This window comes from Tranquillimonas rosea, assembly GCF_900111315.1.
Taxonomy (GTDB): domain Bacteria; phylum Pseudomonadota; class Alphaproteobacteria; order Rhodobacterales; family Rhodobacteraceae; genus Tranquillimonas; species Tranquillimonas rosea.
Window position 1 is genome coordinate 303,559 of sequence record NZ_FOGU01000004.1, and the last position, 18,230, is coordinate 321,788.

The following is an 18,230-nucleotide window of genomic DNA, read 5'->3' on the forward strand; positions in this document are numbered from 1 at the left end:
AAACTGGAGAGACCCGAATGCACGACGCCGAAATCCGTCCCCACGCCCCGACGCGACGAATGCGCACCCCGGCAGACGGATCGCTGGCGCGCACGCTGTGGCGCATCACCAGTTCCGGCCGCGTCGACCTTGCGGCGCGCACGCTGGCCGAGCGCCGCGCCTGGCCCCTGCGGCTGGGCGAAATACTGACCACCACCGACCCCGCGAGCGTAGACGCCACCATACGGAACGGAATCGGCTGGATCGCGCGCGGGCAGGATTATTGGCGCTGTGGCGGGATACCGGCCAGCTACAATGCCCGGACGCGGCGCTACGACGGCCCCTACCCCGAGACCACCGGTTACAGCATCCCAACGCTACTGGCGCTGGGACAGGACCGGCGCGCCTCCCGCGCGGCGGAGTGGCTGGTGTCTCGGCAACTCGGAAACGGCGCGATCCGCTGCAACATCGAGCCACCCGGCACCACCGCCCCGGCGCCCGAAGAGATCGTGATCTTCGATTGCGGCGCGATCCTCCAGGGCCTCACCGCGATGGCACGGCGCAAGGTGCCCTACGAGGCCCCGGCCCGCCGCCTCGCGGAGTTCCTCGTCGCGACCCAGGCGGCCTCGGGCACATGGGACCGACATCTCGCCTTCCCGGCCTTCGGCAGCCACAACGCGCTTGTGGGGTATGCCCTGCTGGAGGCCGGCGTGACGCTCGACGCCCCCGCCATCCGCGATGCGGGGCACCGCTGCCTCGCCGCGCTGCGGCCCCGGCTTCGCCCCGACGGGTATATCGAGGGCTGCGAGTTCCCTGGCGTGCGGCCCGGCGTCGCCTTCCTTCACCCCTTCGTCTACACGATCGAAGGGTTCCTGAAGGCCGAGGAGATCGCCCCCGGCCACGGCTATCTCGACGCGGTGCGCCCCGCGGTCGACGCCCTGCACGATGAAATCCGGCGCACGGACCGCGTGCCGGGCGCCTTCGTGAACGCGGACCTGACCACCTCGACCGGCTTCACCGCGCTGACGGCGATCGCCCAGCTCGCCGATGTGGGCTTCAAGGCCGACCGGATGGACGGCGCGGGGCGATACTCGGGCATCTCCCGGCGGTTGATGCACCGGTTGCGAGCGTGCTGCGCGTCCTCGCTCGACGACGCCGAATGGGTCGGGGGGCTTCCCTCCGCCTATCCGATCGACGGGGGATACCTGCCGTTCTGCGTCAACAACTGGGGTCTCAAGTACCTCCTCGATGCCAGCCTCGAGGAACGCCACACGCTCGACACCTCCGGAGGCACACCATGACATCCGTCCTGCTCATCGTCGGAACCCGGCCCGAGGCGATCAAGATGGCGCCCGTCTATCTGGAGATGGCCGCGAGGCCGGACGAGTTCGACGTCAGCGTCTGCGCCACCGCACAGCATCGGCAGATGCTCGACCAGGTGCTCCGCGTGTTCGACATCGTCCCGCGGTTCGACCTCGACGCGATGCGGCCGGGCCAGACGCTCAATGGCCTCGTGCCGGACGTGATGCGCGGGCTCGGCACGGTGTTCGAAGAGGCCGCGCCGGACCTCGCTTTGGTCCAGGGCGACACGTCCTCGGCCTTCGCCGGGGCGATGGCCGCCTTTCACCTGCAGATCCCCGTGGCCCATGTCGAGGCCGGCCTGCGCACCTATGACAAGCGCGCCCCCTTCCCCGAAGAGGGGAATCGCCGCCTGATCTCATCCATCGCCGACCTGCACTTTCCGCCGACCCGGCACGCCGCCGCCAACCTGGCGCGCGAGGGCGTGGGCGCGGACAGCATGGTGGTGACGGGCAATACCGTCATCGACGCCCTGTTCTGGGTGCTGGAACACGCGCAGGCGGACCTGTCGTCCGTGACGCGCCGGATCCCCGCCGAGGCGCCGTGGATTCTCGTCACCGGGCACCGGCGGGAAAGCTTCGGCGAGGGGTTCCGCAACATCTGCCGGGGCCTGAGGGCGATTGCCGAGACCTGCCCCACGCACCAGATCATCTATCCCGTACACCTGAACCCGAACGTGCGCGACACCGTCCTCGGGATGCTGGGCGACATCGACAACATCCATCTGCTCGATCCGATGGACTACGTGCCATTCGTCCACCTGATGAGACAGGCGGACTTCATCATTTCCGACTCCGGCGGCATCCAGGAAGAGGCGACCGCGCTCGGCAAGCCGGTCCTCGTCATGCGCGAGGTCACCGAGCGTCCCGAGGCCGTGAAGGCCGGGATCTGCAAGCTCGTGGGCACCGATCCCGACCGGATCCTGCGCGAGGCCACGGCGCTGGCGCAGTCCCGGTCACCCCCAAGCCCCGCGGCCCGCAAGGTCTATGGTGACGGCCACGCCGCCAAGCGGATCGCGGATGCCATAGCCCAGGGTCTGCACCTTCCCCGGCAGAAGCAGGCCGAGCTTCTCTCGGCCGAGCAGTAGGCGCCACGCACCTACCCGCCGGTGAGGCCTTCCATCGGGGCAACCGGCGAGGGCTGGGTCACCAGCTCGGACGGGCGCTTTTCGTAGAAGGCGTTGCCGCCCGCCGTGGCGACGTAGTGCATGTTGTCATAGGGCGCCCGGTAGGTCGCTGCGTGGAAGAACCGCGCGTCCGACACCATCGGGTGCCGCTCGCCGCGCAGCACGGCGACGGCGGTCTGCCGCACCAGCGGGGTCGCACGGCTGGTCATGCGGCGCGACATCACGCCGGGCGCGAACTGCCGGTCCTGGCTGACCACGCCGCAGACGGTCCCCGGAAACTCGTCCGAACCGACGCGGTTCATCACCACGCTGCCCACGGCGACCATGCCGTCCCGGCTCGACCGGATGGATTCGAAATACATCGCCCGCTGCAGGCACTCGACATCGCTGTGCCGCGGGGCCTGTTGAGGTTCGGACATGCCGCAGCCTGCCAGGACGGTGAGGGCGACAAGCGCCAAGGCGACCCGCGGGGCCGGGGTGAGAGGGGTCATGCGCGATCCGTCCTGCTGCTCGACGACATCATTTTGACCGAGCATACGCCAGACCGCGCGCTCCCCGCAATCACCGCCCCGTCAGGCCGGCAGCGCGCCGGGCAGGACGTCCGGTTCGGACACCGCACCCAGCGTTGTCGACACCAGCGCATCCCAACCCGACCGGCACTGCCGCCCGCCATCCGCGACGGCCCCGAACGTCACCTCCGCCTCGCCGCGGCGCACCGCCTGCAGCGCCTCGGTCCAGGCCTCGACCGTGCCGCCCTGCACCGGCGTGGCCCCGTAGCCCACATGGTCGGCCAACCCGTCGGCGCCGCTGACCAGCAGGCGGCGGCCGGCGGCGCGGGCCTCGAGCGCGACAAGACCGTAGGGCTCCCAGCGCGAGGGCATCGCGACGGCGTCGCATCCGGCCATCGCGGCGACCGGATCGGACGCGAAGCCCTCGAACCGGATCCGAGGATCGCCCTCGGCCAGCGCCTCGAGCCGGGCCCGCTCTTCCCCGTCGCCGATCATCCGCAGCACGAGCGTCGGTTCGGGCAGCGCACGGAAGGCTCGGATCAACAGGTCGAAGCCCTTCTGCCGGTCGAACCGGCCGATCGCGCCGATCGTGCGGCATCCCTCGGGCGCCGGCAGCGCGTGGAACGCTTTCAGCTCGACGCAGGGCGGGATCACCGACAGCGCGGCGTCGGAGACGAGCCCGCGCAGGCGCAGCCACTCGGCCTGGGCCTCGCTCACCGCGACCACCCGATCGAACAGGGCGTAGGCGGTGCGCAGCAGCGTGTGGAAACGCCGCCGGGCACGGACATTGGCCGCGACGAAACCGGCGCAATAGCTGTGCTCGACATGCACGATCGGCGTGCCGGCATGGCGCGCGCGCAGCGCCATCAGCCCCGGCAATCCGCGCCACGTGACGGTAAGGTGCGAGACGATCAGGTCGGCCTTGATCGCGGTGGCGGCAGGACGCGTGCGCGAGACGGGGACGATGCGATGCGTCATCCTCCGGGCCATGACGGGATCGGCGGCGAGAAAGTCGAGATAGCGCGTGACGCCACCGGCCCCGGTGTCGTCGACGAGATGAGCGATGCGGATCATGGTGAAAGTCCTTCGGATCAGGCGCCGGCCCGCGACAGGGTCGCGGCGCGGAGGGGCAGTTTGCGGAACAGGTGCAGCGCGGCGGCGGCAGCGAGGGTGGTGCCGGTCTTGACCGGCTCTTCGATCAGCGGCCGGCGCGACAGCGCCATCGACCGCAGACCGAGGTCGAGCGCCTGGCGCCCCTGCCCCGCGCTGACGGCCCGTCGGGCGAGGTAGCGCAGCTGATAGGCTCGTGCGGCGGGTTCGTGGCGCTCCATGAAGCCGGGCGCCACAGGACGCAGCTTGTCGACCATCCGCTCCCACGCGGCGAATTGCGCGGCGATCCCGGCCGACAGCCCCCCGCCGGCGATACGGTAACGGGTGAGCAGACCGGGCACGCCCTCGATCTCCCAGTCGGTCGTCAGCGCCAGCCGCAGCCAGCACTCGATGTCCTCGGACTGCCGGAAGGTCTCGTCAAACCACCAATCGCGGTGCGGCTCGGCCACGGGCCGCCAGGCGATGGCGTCCAGCGCGGCGCGGCGCATCACAGGAGCCGAGCCGTTGCCGACCGGATTGCGCTTGAAGACATGCGCCGCGGTCACGTCGCGCAGGCGCGGAGTCTGGGACAGGCCCAGGGGCTGCCCCGCCTCGTCGATCAACTCCGAGCCGCAATAGCTCAGCCCGACATGGGGTGCGGCCTCGAGATGCGCCACGTGCGCTGCCAGCTTGCCCGGCCGCCACAGGTCGTCGGCGTCGCAGAACCCGACGTAGACTCCGCGGGCGTTCTGGATGCCGGTGTTTCGCGCCCCGGCCAGCCCACGGTTCGGCTGCTGGACAAGGCGGACGCGGCGGTCGCCCGTCGCGCGGGCGATTGCGGCGGTTCTGTCGGTCGAGCCGTCGTCGACGACGACGATCTCGAAATCGCGGTGGGTCTGGGCGCGCAGGCTGGCGAGCGTTGCGGGCAGCGTCCGTTCGACGTTGTAGGCGGGGACGACGATGGTTGCCTGGGGCATGGGTCCGGTCCTTCAGGAGGCGAAGAGGAAGCGGCGAAGCCGCCGGGGGAGAAACGGCGCGGCTATGGCGCCGGCCAGGGTGAGCACGCCCCGTCGGGGGCAGGAGAAATAGGCAGAGGGGCTGTGACGCAGCCCTGCGAGCACGAAGCGCAGCGCCTCGGCCCCGGGCGCGTCGACCCGCAGCGCGCGACGGGCGAGATAGCGCAGGTGGATCGCCTCGTGCCGGCGGGCGGGGCGGTATCCCAGCGCCCGCGCGGTGGCGAGCGCCGCCTCGCGCCCCCGCCGCATGCTGGCCAGATCGGCCGACAGGCCCGTTGGGCTGGTGCGGTAGAAGGTCAGCACCTCGCCCACCCCGACGGTCCGGTGACCGGCTGCCACCAGGCGGATCAGCCATTCGAGATCCTCATTGTGGACCATCGTCTCGTCGAAGCCGCCGGTCTCGGCGAACACGTCGGTGCGGACGGCGATGTTGGACATGGTGCAGACCGGGTTCTCTCCCAGCAGCTGCGGCACCGTCAGTGGCCCCTCCGGGATGCGCGACAGGGTGCGCACGGCGCCCTCGTCGAAGAACGCGATCCGTGAGTACAGCGCCGCGATGCCGCCGTCAGCGAAACCGACGTCGAGCCGGGCCAGCTTTTCCGGCGCCCACATGTCGTCGGCGTCGCAGAACGCGAGGATCTCGCCGCGGGCGACGGTCATCGCCATGTTCCGCGCGACGGCCGGACCCGCGCCGAGACCGGCGATGACGCGAAAGCGGGGGTCGGTCGTAGCAGCCGCGTCCAGCAGAAGGCGGGTGGCGTCGGTCGAGCCGTCGTCGACGAGAAGCGCCTCCCAGTCGGTGAATGTCTGGTCGCAGAGGCTCTGCAGCGTCAGCGGCAGCGTGTCTTCGGCGTTCCGGCAGGGGACGATGATCGAGTAGCGGGGCATGTCAGGCAATCCTCGGGCGCAGCGGCGCAAAGGCACGTGTCAGGGTTGGAAGGGCGGCGCCGATCTGCGCCACGGCGGAAATCGCGAGGTATCCCCAGGCGATGGCCACGAGGCCGTGCGGGGCAAGGATGACGGTGTTGGCCAGCAGCGCGAGGGTCATCGCGACGGTGACCGAGAACTCGACCTGCGGCCGGTCCTGCGCCCGCAGCCACTGGGCCGCGGCGGACCAGACGATCGCGGGGATCGCCGACAGGCACAGGATGCGGACGACGGGGGTAAGCCCCTCCCAGGCGTCGCCGAACAGGACCGGCACATAGAGCGGCACCATCAGCGCCTGGAGCAGCACCGCGGGCACCAGCACGCCAAGGCTGACGAGGATGGCCTGGCGCAGCGCGGCGGCGCGGTCGGTCGCGGTGCACAGATGCGGGAACAGCGCGGTCGCGAAAGCCTGCGAGAACGAGGTCGCCAGCCCGAGGCCCGCGTTGAACGCCAGGAAATAGAGCCCCAGCGCCTCGGCCCCCAGCAGGGCGCCGACCAGCAGCTTGTCGGCCTGCAACCGCAGCGCCTTGACCACTTCGGTCCCGAGCACGGCGGCGCCGTAGCGCACGAAGGGTGTCAGCGGCGCGGGCGCGACAGCGGTGTCGGGCTGCCAGGGGTGCAGCCGCCGCATCGCGATCAGCCAGATCGGCGCGGCCAGAAGGCGAGGCAGCACCAGCGCCAGCGGCCCCGGCATCACCACGGCGAGCAGCGCGGTCAGCGCATTGGCGCCCACGACCTGACCAGCGGCGATGGCGGCGGTCTGGCGCAGCTTGCCCGCGCGCATCGCCAGCGCGCAGTTCACGAGCCCGCCGGGCATGAACAGGTACTCGCCGGCCAGCAGCGCCACCAGCAGGAACAGCGCGGCCTCGCCGCTCGCCCACCACAGCGCCGCCCCAAGCCCGAGCTGGATCGCGACAAGGCCGAGGCACCAGGCATGGAAGATGCGACGGGCGGTGCGGCAGACCGCGGCGAGGTCGCGGTCGGCGGCCACGATGATCCGCTGTCCGACCCCGTTCTCGGTCAGCGCCTTGAGGATGTCCGATGCCGCCAGCGCCGCCGCGGCGACGCCGATCGCGCCGGCGTCCATCGTCCGCGCCACGGCGACGACGACGGCCAGGCGCGACGCCTTGGCGGCGGCTTCGGACAGGCCATAGGCCAGCAGGTTTCGCGTGAAGGGGCCGAGGCGGCGGGTGAGTGTCATGGTCCGATCCGTTGGTGACGCCGGAACGTGGCGTGGCATCGGTCTAGCCCGTCGTGGCGGCTTCCGTCGCGCGCGCCGAGGGCGAGCGGAGAGGCGCGTTCGAGCCCGGACCTATCCCTCCGGATACACGCGTTATCCGGCCGCGGACGTGACCGGCTCAACCTCCGGCGGGTATCAGGATGACCAGTGTTTGCCCCTTCACCCGAAAGATCCGCTGCCATGACCCTGTCCAAGCTGACCTCCGCCGTGAGCGCCCTCGCCCTCCTGCTCGGCGCCGGCTGCGCCCGCGCCCCGCATCCCCAGAACATCGAACCCGCGACGCGCGGCGCCGCCTACCAGGCCCAGTACCGCGCGCCCGAGGGCCGCGGCGCCGCTGCGCCGACGCTGGTCTCGGCCACGATGAACCTGTCCCGCTGTACCCAGGACGCGGGCTATCTCAGCGGCGAGGATGGCGCGGCGGGCGGCAAGCTGTCGGGCGCGGTGCCGGCCTCTCTCAGGGGCGAGCTTCTGTCGCGGGGCGACCTTCTGGACCTGCGCGTGCCGCAGGACGACACGTTCACCGGATCGTTCGTCGTCTCGCGCGACGGGACACTCAAGCTGCCCTTCCTCGCGCCGATCCCGGCCCAGGGCCGCACCACCGCGCAGGTCGCGGCGGATGTCCGGCGCGCGCTGGTCGCCGACGGCTATTACGGCGTGACCCCGGCGGTGTCGCTGCTGGTGGCCGATTTCGCACCCGCCCGCGTGGCGGTGTCCGGCGCGGTGTTCGAGCCGCAGCCGGTGGATATCGGCGGCGTGCCCGGCGACAGCATCGACACGCTGCGGCAGGCCGCGCTCGGGGCCTCGACCGAGGGCCGCAACCTGTCGGTCGCGGTGCGCAATGCCGGCGGCGTCCGGCCCGACGCCGACCTCGCCCGCGTGCGCCTGACCCGCGGCGGCACGAACTACGTGCTCGACCTGCGGGGCATGATCCAGGGCCGCGCCGCCGACGACGTGATGCTGCTGACGGGGGACGAGATCCACGTGCCGACGCGCCACTGCTTCCAGGACGCGCTGATGCGTCCCAGCCCGATCAGCCCGGCGGGGATTTCGCTCTACCTGTCGAACCTGACACAGCCGGCCACGGGCAACGCGATCTCGGCCATCGGCCAGACGGTGCGCGAGGTGCCCTATGGCACCCGGTTCATGCAGGCGGTCGTGGACGCCAACTGCGTGGGCGGCGCCCGCGCCACCAGCGCCAAGCGGTCGGCGGCGCTGTTCTCGCGCAATCCGGTGACCGGCATCTCGGTGGTGATCGAGCGCAGCATCGAGGACATGCGCGCTCGCGCCGACCGGGACGATTACGACCCCTACCTGCTGCCGGGCGACTCGATCGCCTGCTACGACAGCGGCGTGACCAACATCGCCGAAGTCGGCCGGGTCGTGGGCGTGGTCACCGCGGGGTTCCTGATCCCCTGATCCTTCAAGGGCGCAAAGAAGGGCCGCCGGCGCGTCGCTGCACGGCGGCCCTTTTCGTGCACGAAGCTGCGACGTGTCAGACCTGTGGATCGCGTGCCACGGCCTCCAGCGCCGCGCGGCTGCGAGCCCAGAGCGCGGGCAGGCCCCGAAGCTCTGCCTCGGGCCACCGGTTCGCCTTCGCCTCGGCCTCGATCCGCTGCAGCGCCTGCCGCATCTCGACCACGCCGAACGCCGCGCAGGAGCCGGCGCATTTATGCGCCTCGCGCGCCAGCACGTCCGGCTCGATCCCGGCGCCGAAGCCTGCGAGCGTCTCCTCGGTCTCGGCCAGGAACTTCTCCTTGAGGGTCAGGAAGGTCGCGTCGCCCATCGCCTGCCGCAATTGCGACAGGACCTCCGTGTCGATCAGCCCGCCCGCCTCGGACGCGGGACCGGCGCCAGGGTCTGCGTCGCCGCCGCCGATCGTGGCCAGGACGCGGGACAGAACGGTGCGGTCGATCGGCTTGGAGACGCAAAGTTCCATCCCCGCCTCGCGGAAGCGCGCCAACTCTTCTGGCAGCGCGTGGGCCGTCACGGCGACGATCGGGATTCGCGACGACGGCCCTCCGCCCGCGCGGATGCGGCGCGCGGCCTCCTGCCCGTCCATCTCGGGCATCGATATGTCCATCAGGATCACGTCGAAGCGCTGCCTCTCGGCCCATTCGACGCCCGCCCGACCGTTCACCGCCTCGGTCACCGTGTGGCCGTCGGCCTGCAACATCTCACGCGCGACGAGGCGATTGATCTCGTTGTCCTCGACCACCAGCACCGAGAGCGGCACGGCCGGGCGCGGCGCGTCGGTCCGGGCCGCCGGAACGCCCGCGGTCCCGGCCCCCGCGAGCGAGATCGGCACGCGCACCCAGAACAGGCTCCCCTCGCCCGGCTCGCTCTCGGCCCCGATCTCTCCCCCGAGGATGCCGACGAGCCGCCGGGCGATCCCGAGTCCCAGCCCCGTGCCGCCAGCCTGGCGCACATACGAGGAATCGGCCCGCTCGAAATCCTGGAAGACCCGGTCTAGATCCGCCTCGGCGATGCCGATGCCGGTGTCGATCACCCGAATTTCCAGCCGGTCCCGGCCCAGCATCTCGGCCTCGATGTCGACGCGCCCGCCATGGGTGAACTTCAACGCGTTGCCCAACAGGTTCAGAAGGATCTGCCGCAGCTTGCGCGGATCGCCCTCGACATCGCCCGCCGGCGGTCCGATCCACTCGACCGAGACGACGTTGTCGTTGGCCGCGGCCAGGGGCGCGGTCGTCTCGACGGCGCTGTCGAACAGCTGCTGCAGGTCGAAGACCCGCGCCTCGGGCCGCATCTTGCCCGCCTCGTATTTCGACAGGTCCAGCACATCGTTCACCAGGCCCAGCAGCAGGTCGCCCGACGAGTGCATCGTGTCGAGCAACCCGCTCTGCCGATCGTCGAGCTCGGTGTCGCGCAGGATCTGGATCGACCCGAGAAGACCGTTGAGCGGCGTCCGCATCTCGTGGCTCATCACCGCGAGGAACTCGGCCTTGGCCTTCTCGCCGGCCAGCGCACGGTCGCGCGCCTCGGTCAGCCCCTCTTCGGCCGCCTTGCGGCGCGAGATGTCCCGCAGGAACGACACGTAGATCGGCCCGTCCGGCCCCTCGGCGCGGTCGACCGAGATCTCCACCGGAAAGGTGCGGCCGTCCCGCGACCGGCCCACCAGTTCGAACTGGCGCTCGTGGGGGTTCGGGCGGCGCTGCGCCCCGATGAAGCGCAAGGCGCCTTCCCGCGCCCGCTCGGGATCCTCGTCGGGGAAGAACAGCGACAGCGCCTCGGCTCCGCGCGCCTCGGCGTCGGAATAGCCGAAGATGCGTCGGGCCGACTGGTTGAGGTCAAGGATGCGGCCGTCGGCGTCGGAAACGATGATGCCGTCAAGAGAGGTCTCGACGATCAAGCGCATCCGGTTTCCGGTTTCTTCGACCTGACGCGCCCGTCTCTCGCTGAGCCGGTTGAGACGCAACAGCCAGATCGCCAGCAGCGCCAGCCCCGAGAACAGCACGACCAGCAGAAGCGCCATCCGCGCCAGGGTCGCCATGACCTCGCCCCGGCGCTCGTCCGACAGCTCGGCAAAGGCGGCCAGACCGGCGAGCGACAGGTCGCGCACGTCCTCGGCATGCCCGGCCGCCTGGGTGGCGATGTCCGGCAGCGCCGCGCGCAGCTCGGCGTCGGGGCCGTCGATCAGCGACACCGTGGCCTCGAGGAAGCCGGCGATGTCCTGCCGCGCACTCTCGAACTCGGCCCGCCCCCGCAGCGGCAGGAACACCTCGCCGGCGGCGAGCGTCGACATGCGGCTGTAGAAGACATCGAACCGGCGGCGCACCGTGTCGAGGTCGGCCGTGCCGGTCTGCGCATCCGCCACGGCGAGGCGGAAGCGCAGATACTCGACATCCATCTGCGCGAGGCTCCACTGGACATTGTCCGAGTTCGCCGTGCCCAGATCGTCGATCTCGCGCAGGGCGAGAACGGCCATCCAGGCCACCAGCGCCGCGACCAGCGCGATGCCGGCCACCAAGAGGGCCGGCCGCGCGGGCCGGCGCAGTTTCGCGCGAAACGCGTGCAACGGTGGCAATCGATCCTCCTCGCCCTCGGGGGGCCGAAGGTTAATCCGTGACCTCGATCCGATTCAATTGCCAGATGCTGCGGGAATAGACGACCTCGGTCTGATAATCGGGATTGTCGTCGTAGGGGTAGATCACCCAGAGCGGCCCCTTGTCCCGTACGGACATCGGCGTGCCGTTGTTCAGGTAGGCCAAGATCGGCCCGTCCTCGACCCAGTCGCTTCGGGGGATCTCGACCGCGTAGTCGTTGATCGCCTTGGCCGACAGCATGGCGCCCTCGGCATCGACCGCCTCTATCAGCCGCGCAAGCGGAACGCCGGTGAAGGTCTGCACGCCGTCGGTCCAGATGGTTTCGGTCACGATCTGCACGGGGTCCAGCCCCTCCAGCATCGCGCGGTCGAACACCGCGGCATCGCCGTCGTTGGTGACGCCGATGGCGCCGGTCACGGTGAGGATCGGCTCACCCTCGGGGGCGGGCAGGTCCTGGGCAGCCACGGGACCTGCCGCGAAGGCCGCCAGGGCCAGGGCAGAGCGCAGGAGATGTGCAGCGAACATGATGTCACCTCGCAAGTTTCGACCCGCCTTCCTTGCCACGCCGCCATCGCGCGCGTCAGGGGGGCATCGGAGCAGCCGACCTATCCGGACGGATAGGTCGGCCCGCCGTTGTTCAGTAGGCACCGCGCCCGCCCAGCACGGCCCGAAACGTGCAGGCGATCAGCATCAGGTCCAGCCAGATGCTGCGCGAGCGCGCATAGGCGATATCCATGTCGATCATCTTGTCGAACCCGATCTCGGCCCGGCCCGATACCTGCCACACACCGGTCAGGCCCGGCTTGACCGACAACCGCCCATGCGCCCGCGCGGGATAAGCAGCGACCTCTTCGGGCAGCGCAGGGCGCGGGCCGACGATGGACATCTCGCCGCGCAGCACGTTGAGGATCTGCGGCAGCTCGTCGATCGAGAACCGCCGCAACACGCGCCCCACCCGCGTGACGCGCGGATCGTTGCGGGACTTGAAGCACACGCCCGCGCGGTCCGACTGCGCCAGAAGAGCGGCGCGGCGGGCCTCGGCGTCGACATGCATCGAACGGAACTTGAACATGGTGAACGGACGCCCGCCGCGCCCGATCCGGGTCTGGCGGAACAGGACCGGCCCGGCACTGTCCAGCCGGATCGCCGCGACGAGCAGCAGGACGATCGGCGACAGGAGCAGCAACGCGCCCCCCGCCAGCGCCACGTCGATGCCACGCCGCGCCAGCGCGACCTCGTCCCGCTCGGCCCAGGCGTGACATGCCGCGCGCAGCATGAAGACCGGGTTGCCCCACAGGTACCGCCCCGCCATACGGCGCGGCTCCATCGCCAGGCGCCAGGCCCATTCGCAGCGCGCGGCGCGGATCGGTGCCGGCGCCCGGCGGACACGGCCGGCGAGGAAGTCGAACAACGCGCCGACCCCCAGCGTCAGCCGCGGGCAGAGCCGCGGCGCGGTACGGGCCAGCCACGTGTCCTGCTGCGGCACGCCGAGCGCCACCAGCAGGATGTCCGCCCCGGAGGCGTTGATCGTGGCGATGGCGGCGTCCTCGTCCGCCATCCCGTCATAGCCGTCCCGCGTGCCGGCAACCCGCAGGCCGGGGATGGACAGGCACAGACGGTCCGCCGCAGCGGACGCCACGCCGGGGCGCCCGCCCAGCAGGAACACCGACAGGCCGCGCCGCGCCGCGTCGCGCAGCAGCTCGGGCACGAAGTCCGTGCCGTTGAGGTTCTCGGCAAAGCGCCGCCCCGTCATCCGCGCGGCCAGCTCGATGCCGATCCCGTCGGGCAGGACCGCGTCGGCGGTGGCTAGCGCATCGGCATAGGCCCCGTCGCGGGCCAGCACGTTCACGCAATGCGCGTTGAGAAACGCGACGCGACGCCGCGCACCGGGTGTCAGCAGCCGGTCGATCATCTGCCGGGCGGTGCCGTCGACGACCCGCAGCCCGAAAAGGGGATGCGACGAGAGGCCCCCGGTCTCGGGCTGGGCATGGGGCTGGGAAACGGCCTGCAAGGCGCGGAAGCTCGTGGGATCGGCGGCGATGGTCATGGAGTGTGTCCTGGAATAACGTGGAATTTCCAGAGACTTGCGCCACGGCACCGCCCCGCTCAACGCAGCGGTCGGAGAGCGGCGGGACGCGAACGGAGCGCGTTTCGTATCCCGGCGAGGCCGCCCTCCGCCCCTCGGGGTGTTCCCGCCGTGACATTCGGCGCACATTCTATCCCATCGGATAGCTCACCTCGCCGGCTTCGCCCTGTTTTCGTCACGAAGTTAATGTTCTCTTCATCTGCCGGGCGCCGACGAGTCGCCCGTCGGTAGAAGACCGATCAGGAAAGAAAAATGTCACGAGAAGCGCTTGCACGGATTGCCCCGACGCCATCGGAACGGAACAGTGCCCGGAGCGAAAACGGAGACGCCATGCGTATTCTCATCGCCGACGATCACGATCTGCTCCGCGACATGATCGTTCTGTATCTCGACGGCGAAGGCGGCTTCACGACCGACACCGCCGCCGACTTCGCACAGGCCGAGCGCATGCTCGGGCTGACCTCCTACGACCTGGTGCTGCTGGACTTCTCGATGCCGGGAATGGACGGGCTGAACGGCCTGAGCCGGCTGCTGGAGCGGTCGGACGCACCGCCGGTGGCGATCATCTCGGGCACCGCGAACCGCGACGTCGCGGAACAGGCGCTGGCGGCCGGGGCCGCGGGGTTCCTGCCCAAGACGCTGTCGGCCCGCTCGATGGTCAACGCCGTGCGGTTCATGGCGATGGGCGAGCAATACGCGCCCCTCGACTTCCTGCGCGGCGGCGACGACGCCCATCCGCTGACCGAGAAGCTGTCGCAACGCGAGCTTCAGGTGCTCGAAGGCCTGACATTCGGCAAGTCGAACAAGGAGATCGCCCGCGATCTCGACATCCGGGAGCCGACGGTTAAGCTTCACGTCAAGACGCTGTACCGCAAGATCGGCGCGGCGAACCGGACGCAGGCCGCGATGATCGCCAAGGAGCAGGGCCTGTTCTGACCCATCCGAACGGATAGCGGGCCGATCCTCCGGAACGCGCGCCCTACCCGGCCACGCGCGCGCCGCGACGGGGCCAAGGCGATAGACACGGGGCGAGGAGATTTCGCCCATGCCCCGTATCCCGTTCCGCCTTCCCGTGCCGCCGGTCCCGGCCCTTGTCCGCACCCCGTTCCGCCAGCTCTCGGCCATGCGCCTGCTCAAAGGCGGCCGGCCGTCCGACCTGGGGCGCCTGCCGCGCTATGCCGGGCTCTTCGCGCTCGGCGCCGTCTGCATCTGGACGCCCATCGCCAGCTACCTCGCCACCGCGCCGCTGCGGTACACCTCGTCGCTGTCGCTGATCCTGCCCGGTTCGGGCGCGTCGGCCTCGGTCAATCTCGACCGGATCGGACAGGCGTCGTCCTTTGCCAACTCGCCCTTCTCCAGCAGCTCGGTCAGCCCCACCGAGACCTACAAGCGGCTCATCGCCGCCGACCGTATCCGCGCGCGGGCGGCCGACAGCCTCGACGTGCCGATGTCGGCCTTCGGCAGCCCGCGCGTCGAACTCGTCGACCAGACCGGGCTGATACATGTCTCGGTGACCGGCGGCTCGCCTGAGGAGGCCCGGAACCGCGGCGAGGCGCTGCTCACCGCCTTCTTCGAGGAGGTCGAATCCCTGCGCGACGACGAGGTGACCCAGCGCGAGAACGGCGGGCGCGCGGCGATCGAGGAATACCGCGAGTCGGTGCTGGCCACGCGCGCCGAGATCTCGCGCCTGCAACGCGAGACGGGCCTGATCTCGGCCGCTCAGTACACCGAGTTCGTGGCCGAGGCCGACGCCCTGTCGCGGCAGGTGCAGGACCTGGCCGCGAAACTCGACGAGACGACCGAGGCGGTCCGCGCGCTCGAAGTGTCGCTGCGGGTCGACGCGCAGCGCGCGGCGGCATCGCTCAAGCTGCACGCCGACGCCGAGTTCGCGGCGCTGGCGGCCGAGATGTCGCGCCAGGCCGCCGCTCTTGCCCAGGCGCGCGGACAGTTCGGCGAGCGGCACCCCACCGTCCAGGCCGCCGCGGCCGCCCATGCCGCCGCGCGCAGCGAGGCGACCGCCCGCGCACAGCGCCTGACCGGCCTCTCCCCCGCCGAGATCGAGACCTTGGACATCAGCCATGTCGGCAGCCGCGCCGGGCTGCTGAGCGAACTCGTGACGCTCGATGTCGAGCGCAGCGGCCTTGCCGCAGAGCACGCGGCCTTCGCGGCGCGGCTGAAAACGGTCGAGGCGCGCAACGTCGCGCTGATCGAACCGGCCGCGCGGCTTGAGGATCTGCAACGCGACTTCTCCGTCGCCGAGGCCGTGTTCGCCTCGGCCATGGCGCGCACGCAGACCTCGAAGACCGATCTCTATGCCTCCTACCCGCTGGTTCAGGTGCTGGAGACCCCCTCGCACCCTGAAATCCCCACGTCGCCGAAGGACAAGCTGGCGATCGCGGCGGGAGCGGCGGCCACGATCTTCCTTCTGATCGGGCTCACGCTCGGCTGGATGCGGCGCCCTCTGATCGGCCGGCTGCTGGCCGAGCGGCCCGCCACCGACGACATCCTGCCCGACGCCTTCGGAGTGCCCGCGGAATGACACATGACCTGAACCCCGCCGAGGCGCTGATCTCGCGCGCGCTGCGCTACACCTGGGTCTTCTACGCCTTCGGCGCCCTCTATGTCGTCGGCCCCGTGCTGGCGTGGCTGCTGGGCGGGCTGGCGATCCTGTCGCTCTATCTCGGCCCCGCGATCCGGGCCGACCTGCGCGCGGTGGGCCCCGTCCCGCCGGTGGTCTGGGCCTGGATCGCCGGCATGGCGGTGATGCTGGTGGCGCTGTGGGTGGGCCATGTCGACTGGGGGCTCGGGCTGAAACAGTCGATCAAGTCCTCGATCGGCTGGGCCAAGGGCTGGGCGCTGCTGGCACTGTTTCCGCTGGCCGGCGCGGTACTTCCGATCCGGCGCGAGGTCCTCGTGCGCGGGCAATGCGTCGTCGGGCTCTGGACGTTGATCCTGACGCCGATCCTTTTCGCCGCGCCCTATGCCGGCCTGCCCGAGCGGATCTTCACCTCGCCGCTCAAGGCGATCGGCGGGCCGGGGCCCGAGTACTTCTCGGTCTTCCTGTTCACCTGGGATCCGGCCAGCTGGACGCCGCGCTGGCAGTTCTACGCGCCTTGGTCGCCCTTCGCCGCACTGCTGGGCGTGCTGCAGGTCTGCTTCGCGCTGGAAGAGCGCAACATCCGCTGGCGCAGCATCGGTGTCGCGGCTGGGGTGACGATGATCCTGCTGTCGAAGTCGCGTATGGGGCTGGTGGGGCTCGTCGCCTGCACCGCCGGACCGCGGATGATGCCGCTGATCCTGCGCGGATGGGCGTGGCAGGCCGTCGCCGCGCTGACGGCGTCGTTGGCAATGGCCGGGCCGTTCCTGCTGCAGGCCGTCCGGGACGGCATCTCCGCCTTCAAGGGCGCCCGCGCCGACAGCACGCGCGTCCGGGCGACGCTGCAGCGGATCGCGGGCGAGCGGTGGGAGAACGAGGCCTATTGGTTCGGGCACGGCACGGTCCATCCCGGCGCCCACGTGGTCGAGTACATGCCGATCGGCAGCCATCACACCTGGTGGGGCCTTCTGTTCGTGAAGGGCATGGTCGGCCTGCTCGCGCTGTTGGTCCCGCTGGTGTGGCAGACCGGGTTGGCGCTGATCGACGCGGCCCGCGGACCGCGCGGGCGCCTGCCGCTGAGCGTGATGATGACGATCGTCCTGCTGTCCTTCGGAGAAAACCTCGAGATCGAGGCCTACATGCTCTGGCCGGGATTGCTGCTGCTTGGAATCCATGCCGCCGAGACGGCCTCTCCGCCGGTGCGAAAGACGGCGGTCCACCCGGTCTCCGGCCCCGCCTGAACGGCCGTCGGAGCCTACGATGCGGGCGCTGTCCGGTTTTCGCCTTGACCTTCGACAAGCGGGGCGTCACCGTTAAGAACCAATCAAATCTTCTAAGATACTGTTTTTACAGAAAAATGGGAGGAACCATGTCCTATCCGCTCCAAAAACTCGCGCTCGCCGGATGGATCGGCGCAAGCGTCGCACTCGCCGGCGCGGCCCACGCCCAGACCGAGACCGCGCAAGTGGCCACCGACCCCAGCTTCGTCCCGTTCGAGATGATGGACGAGGAAACCGGCGAGATGACCGGCTTCGACATGGACATGATCCGTGAGCTGGCCGACCGCGCCGGGTTCGAGGTGAACATCAACACCATGGACTTCAACGGCATCATTCCGGCCGTCCAGACCGGCAACATGGACATCGCCATCGCCGGCATCACCATCACCGACGAACGCGCCGAGATCGTCGATTTCTCGGACCCGTACTATGACAGCGGCCTGCAGATCCTCGTCGGCGCCAACAACGAAGAGGTCGAGACGATCGAGGATCTCGAAGGCATGACGATCGGGACCAAGATCGGCTCGACCAGCTTCGACTTCCTGACCGAGAAGTTCGGCGACGATGCCACGATCACGCCCTATCCGGGCTCGGGCGACATGTACCTGGCCCTGATGGGCGGCAGCGTCGACGCCGTGTTCTACGACGCGCCGAATGTCGGCTACTTCGCCAAGACCCGCGGCGAAGGCCAGGTCAAGGTCGTGGGTCCGCTCTACGAGGGCCAGCAGTACGGCATCGCCTTCGCCAAGGGCAGCGACCTGGTCGAGCCTGTGAACGAGGCGCTGGCCGCCATGCGCGAGGACGGAACCTACGACGAGATCTACAGCGAGTGGTTCGGCAGCAGCAGCGACAGCAGCAGCAGCGACAGCGCCGAAAGCGCCGCGGAGTGAGCGGGTGACCCCGCGGACGGTCACGCCCGTGACCGTCGCCGCCGCATGAGCCTGCCTCCCCGGAGTTAACTC

At 70.3% G+C, this 18,230-nt stretch carries 15 protein-coding genes; 7 read left to right on the forward strand and 8 right to left on the reverse strand.

Annotated features, from left to right (window positions below; translation table 11 throughout):
• The first annotated feature begins 17 nt into the window (after positions 1 to 17).
• Positions 18 to 1,280: a prenyltransferase/squalene oxidase repeat-containing protein gene (locus BMZ25_RS08745; protein WP_143071508.1), complete on the forward strand. Its 1,263-nt coding sequence runs from the start codon at positions 18 to 20 to the stop codon at positions 1,278 to 1,280.
• Complete coding sequence (gene wecB, locus BMZ25_RS08750; protein ID WP_092692103.1) at positions 1,277 to 2,425, forward strand: non-hydrolyzing UDP-N-acetylglucosamine 2-epimerase; 1,149 nt, start codon at positions 1,277 to 1,279, stop codon at positions 2,423 to 2,425. The genes BMZ25_RS08745 and wecB overlap by 4 nt, the downstream gene beginning before the upstream one ends.
• 11 nt (positions 2,426 to 2,436) lie before the next feature.
• Here wecB and BMZ25_RS08755 read toward each other — a convergent pair whose 3' ends face one another.
• The 5 genes from BMZ25_RS08755 to BMZ25_RS08775 all read right to left on the reverse strand — a co-directional run bounded on the left by BMZ25_RS08755 (position 2,437) and on the right by BMZ25_RS08775 (position 7,206).
• A complete protein-coding gene (locus BMZ25_RS08755; protein WP_092692492.1) occupies positions 2,437 to 2,955 on the reverse strand; it encodes a cell wall hydrolase in 519 nt (172 codons plus the stop codon).
• An 81-nt stretch (positions 2,956 to 3,036) separates the two neighbouring features.
• Positions 3,037 to 4,047: a glycosyltransferase family 4 protein gene (locus tag BMZ25_RS08760; protein WP_092692106.1), complete on the reverse strand. Its 1,011-nt coding sequence runs from the start codon at positions 4,045 to 4,047 to the stop codon at positions 3,037 to 3,039.
• A 17-nt stretch (positions 4,048 to 4,064) separates the two neighbouring features.
• The gene (locus tag BMZ25_RS08765) at positions 4,065 to 5,039 is read right to left on the reverse strand and encodes a glycosyltransferase family 2 protein (RefSeq protein WP_092692110.1); all 975 of its coding nucleotides are present in this window, start codon (positions 5,037 to 5,039) and stop codon (positions 4,065 to 4,067) included.
• Positions 5,040 to 5,051: 12 nt separating this feature from the next.
• Positions 5,052 to 5,966, reverse strand: a complete 915-nt coding sequence (locus BMZ25_RS08770) for a glycosyltransferase family 2 protein (RefSeq protein ID WP_092692117.1) — start codon at positions 5,964 to 5,966, stop codon at positions 5,052 to 5,054.
• 1 nt (position 5,967) lies between these two features.
• Positions 5,968 to 7,206: an oligosaccharide flippase family protein gene (locus BMZ25_RS08775; protein ID WP_092692120.1), complete on the reverse strand. Its 1,239-nt coding sequence runs from the start codon at positions 7,204 to 7,206 to the stop codon at positions 5,968 to 5,970.
• 219 nt (positions 7,207 to 7,425) lie between these two features.
• On the opposite strand from BMZ25_RS08775, the gene BMZ25_RS08780 reads away from it, so the two are divergent.
• Complete coding sequence (locus BMZ25_RS08780) at positions 7,426 to 8,661, forward strand: polysaccharide biosynthesis/export family protein (protein ID WP_092692124.1); 1,236 nt, start codon at positions 7,426 to 7,428, stop codon at positions 8,659 to 8,661.
• 76 nt (positions 8,662 to 8,737) lie between these two features.
• Here the strand turns inward: BMZ25_RS08780 and BMZ25_RS08785 are convergent, their stop codons facing one another.
• The 3 genes from BMZ25_RS08785 to BMZ25_RS08795 form a co-directional block, all read right to left on the reverse strand.
• Positions 8,738 to 11,287, reverse strand: a complete 2,550-nt coding sequence (locus BMZ25_RS08785) for a hybrid sensor histidine kinase/response regulator (protein ID WP_143071509.1) — start codon at positions 11,285 to 11,287, stop codon at positions 8,738 to 8,740.
• Positions 11,288 to 11,318: 31 nt separating this feature from the next.
• Positions 11,319 to 11,831 (reverse strand): putative pterin-binding protein, encoded by a 513-nt coding sequence (locus BMZ25_RS08790; RefSeq protein WP_092692132.1) that lies wholly within the window; start codon positions 11,829 to 11,831, stop codon positions 11,319 to 11,321.
• A 112-nt stretch (positions 11,832 to 11,943) separates the two neighbouring features.
• The gene (locus BMZ25_RS08795) at positions 11,944 to 13,353 is read right to left on the reverse strand and encodes a WecB/TagA/CpsF family glycosyltransferase (RefSeq protein WP_092692134.1); all 1,410 of its coding nucleotides are present in this window, start codon (positions 13,351 to 13,353) and stop codon (positions 11,944 to 11,946) included.
• Between the two features lie 369 nt (positions 13,354 to 13,722).
• Here BMZ25_RS08795 and BMZ25_RS08800 point away from each other — a divergent pair, with 369 nt between their 5' ends.
• From BMZ25_RS08800 to BMZ25_RS08815, 4 genes are all read left to right on the forward strand, one after another.
• Entirely contained in the window at positions 13,723 to 14,328 is a 606-nt protein-coding gene (locus tag BMZ25_RS08800) for a response regulator transcription factor (protein WP_092692137.1), read from the forward strand.
• A gap of 109 nt (positions 14,329 to 14,437) precedes the next feature.
• Positions 14,438 to 15,931 carry a GumC domain-containing protein gene (locus BMZ25_RS08805; protein ID WP_092692140.1) on the forward strand — a complete coding sequence of 498 codons (1,494 nt, stop codon included), beginning with the start codon at positions 14,438 to 14,440 and terminating at the stop codon, positions 15,929 to 15,931.
• Positions 15,928 to 17,229 carry a capsular biosynthesis protein gene (locus BMZ25_RS08810; RefSeq protein WP_092692146.1) on the forward strand — a complete coding sequence of 434 codons (1,302 nt, stop codon included), beginning with the start codon at positions 15,928 to 15,930 and terminating at the stop codon, positions 17,227 to 17,229. The genes BMZ25_RS08805 and BMZ25_RS08810 overlap by 4 nt, the downstream gene beginning before the upstream one ends.
• 128 nt (positions 17,230 to 17,357) lie before the next feature.
• Positions 17,358 to 18,158, forward strand: a complete 801-nt coding sequence (locus BMZ25_RS08815; protein WP_092692150.1) for a transporter substrate-binding domain-containing protein — start codon at positions 17,358 to 17,360, stop codon at positions 18,156 to 18,158.
• Positions 18,159 to 18,230 lie beyond the last annotated feature (72 nt).

Coding starts and splice junctions, on each gene's coding strand:
- BMZ25_RS08745 (WP_143071508.1), top strand. CDS start 18: ATGCACGACGCCGAAATCCGTCCCCACGCCCCGACGCGACGAATGCGC.
- wecB (WP_092692103.1), top strand. CDS start 1,277: ATGACATCCGTCCTGCTCATCGTCGGAACCCGGCCCGAGGCGATCAAG.
- BMZ25_RS08755 (WP_092692492.1), bottom strand. CDS start 2,955: ATGACCCCTCTCACCCCGGCCCCGCGGGTCGCCTTGGCGCTTGTCGCC.
- BMZ25_RS08760 (WP_092692106.1), bottom strand. CDS start 4,047: ATGATCCGCATCGCTCATCTCGTCGACGACACCGGGGCCGGTGGCGTC.
- BMZ25_RS08765 (WP_092692110.1), bottom strand. CDS start 5,039: ATGCCCCAGGCAACCATCGTCGTCCCCGCCTACAACGTCGAACGGACG.
- BMZ25_RS08770 (WP_092692117.1), bottom strand. CDS start 5,966: ATGCCCCGCTACTCGATCATCGTCCCCTGCCGGAACGCCGAAGACACG.
- BMZ25_RS08775 (WP_092692120.1), bottom strand. CDS start 7,206: ATGACACTCACCCGCCGCCTCGGCCCCTTCACGCGAAACCTGCTGGCC.
- BMZ25_RS08780 (WP_092692124.1), top strand. CDS start 7,426: ATGACCCTGTCCAAGCTGACCTCCGCCGTGAGCGCCCTCGCCCTCCTG.
- BMZ25_RS08790 (WP_092692132.1), bottom strand. CDS start 11,831: ATGTTCGCTGCACATCTCCTGCGCTCTGCCCTGGCCCTGGCGGCCTTC.
- BMZ25_RS08795 (WP_092692134.1), bottom strand. CDS start 13,353: ATGACCATCGCCGCCGATCCCACGAGCTTCCGCGCCTTGCAGGCCGTT.
- BMZ25_RS08800 (WP_092692137.1), top strand. CDS start 13,723: ATGCGTATTCTCATCGCCGACGATCACGATCTGCTCCGCGACATGATC.
- BMZ25_RS08805 (WP_092692140.1), top strand. CDS start 14,438: ATGCCCCGTATCCCGTTCCGCCTTCCCGTGCCGCCGGTCCCGGCCCTT.
- BMZ25_RS08810 (WP_092692146.1), top strand. CDS start 15,928: ATGACACATGACCTGAACCCCGCCGAGGCGCTGATCTCGCGCGCGCTG.
- BMZ25_RS08815 (WP_092692150.1), top strand. CDS start 17,358: ATGTCCTATCCGCTCCAAAAACTCGCGCTCGCCGGATGGATCGGCGCA.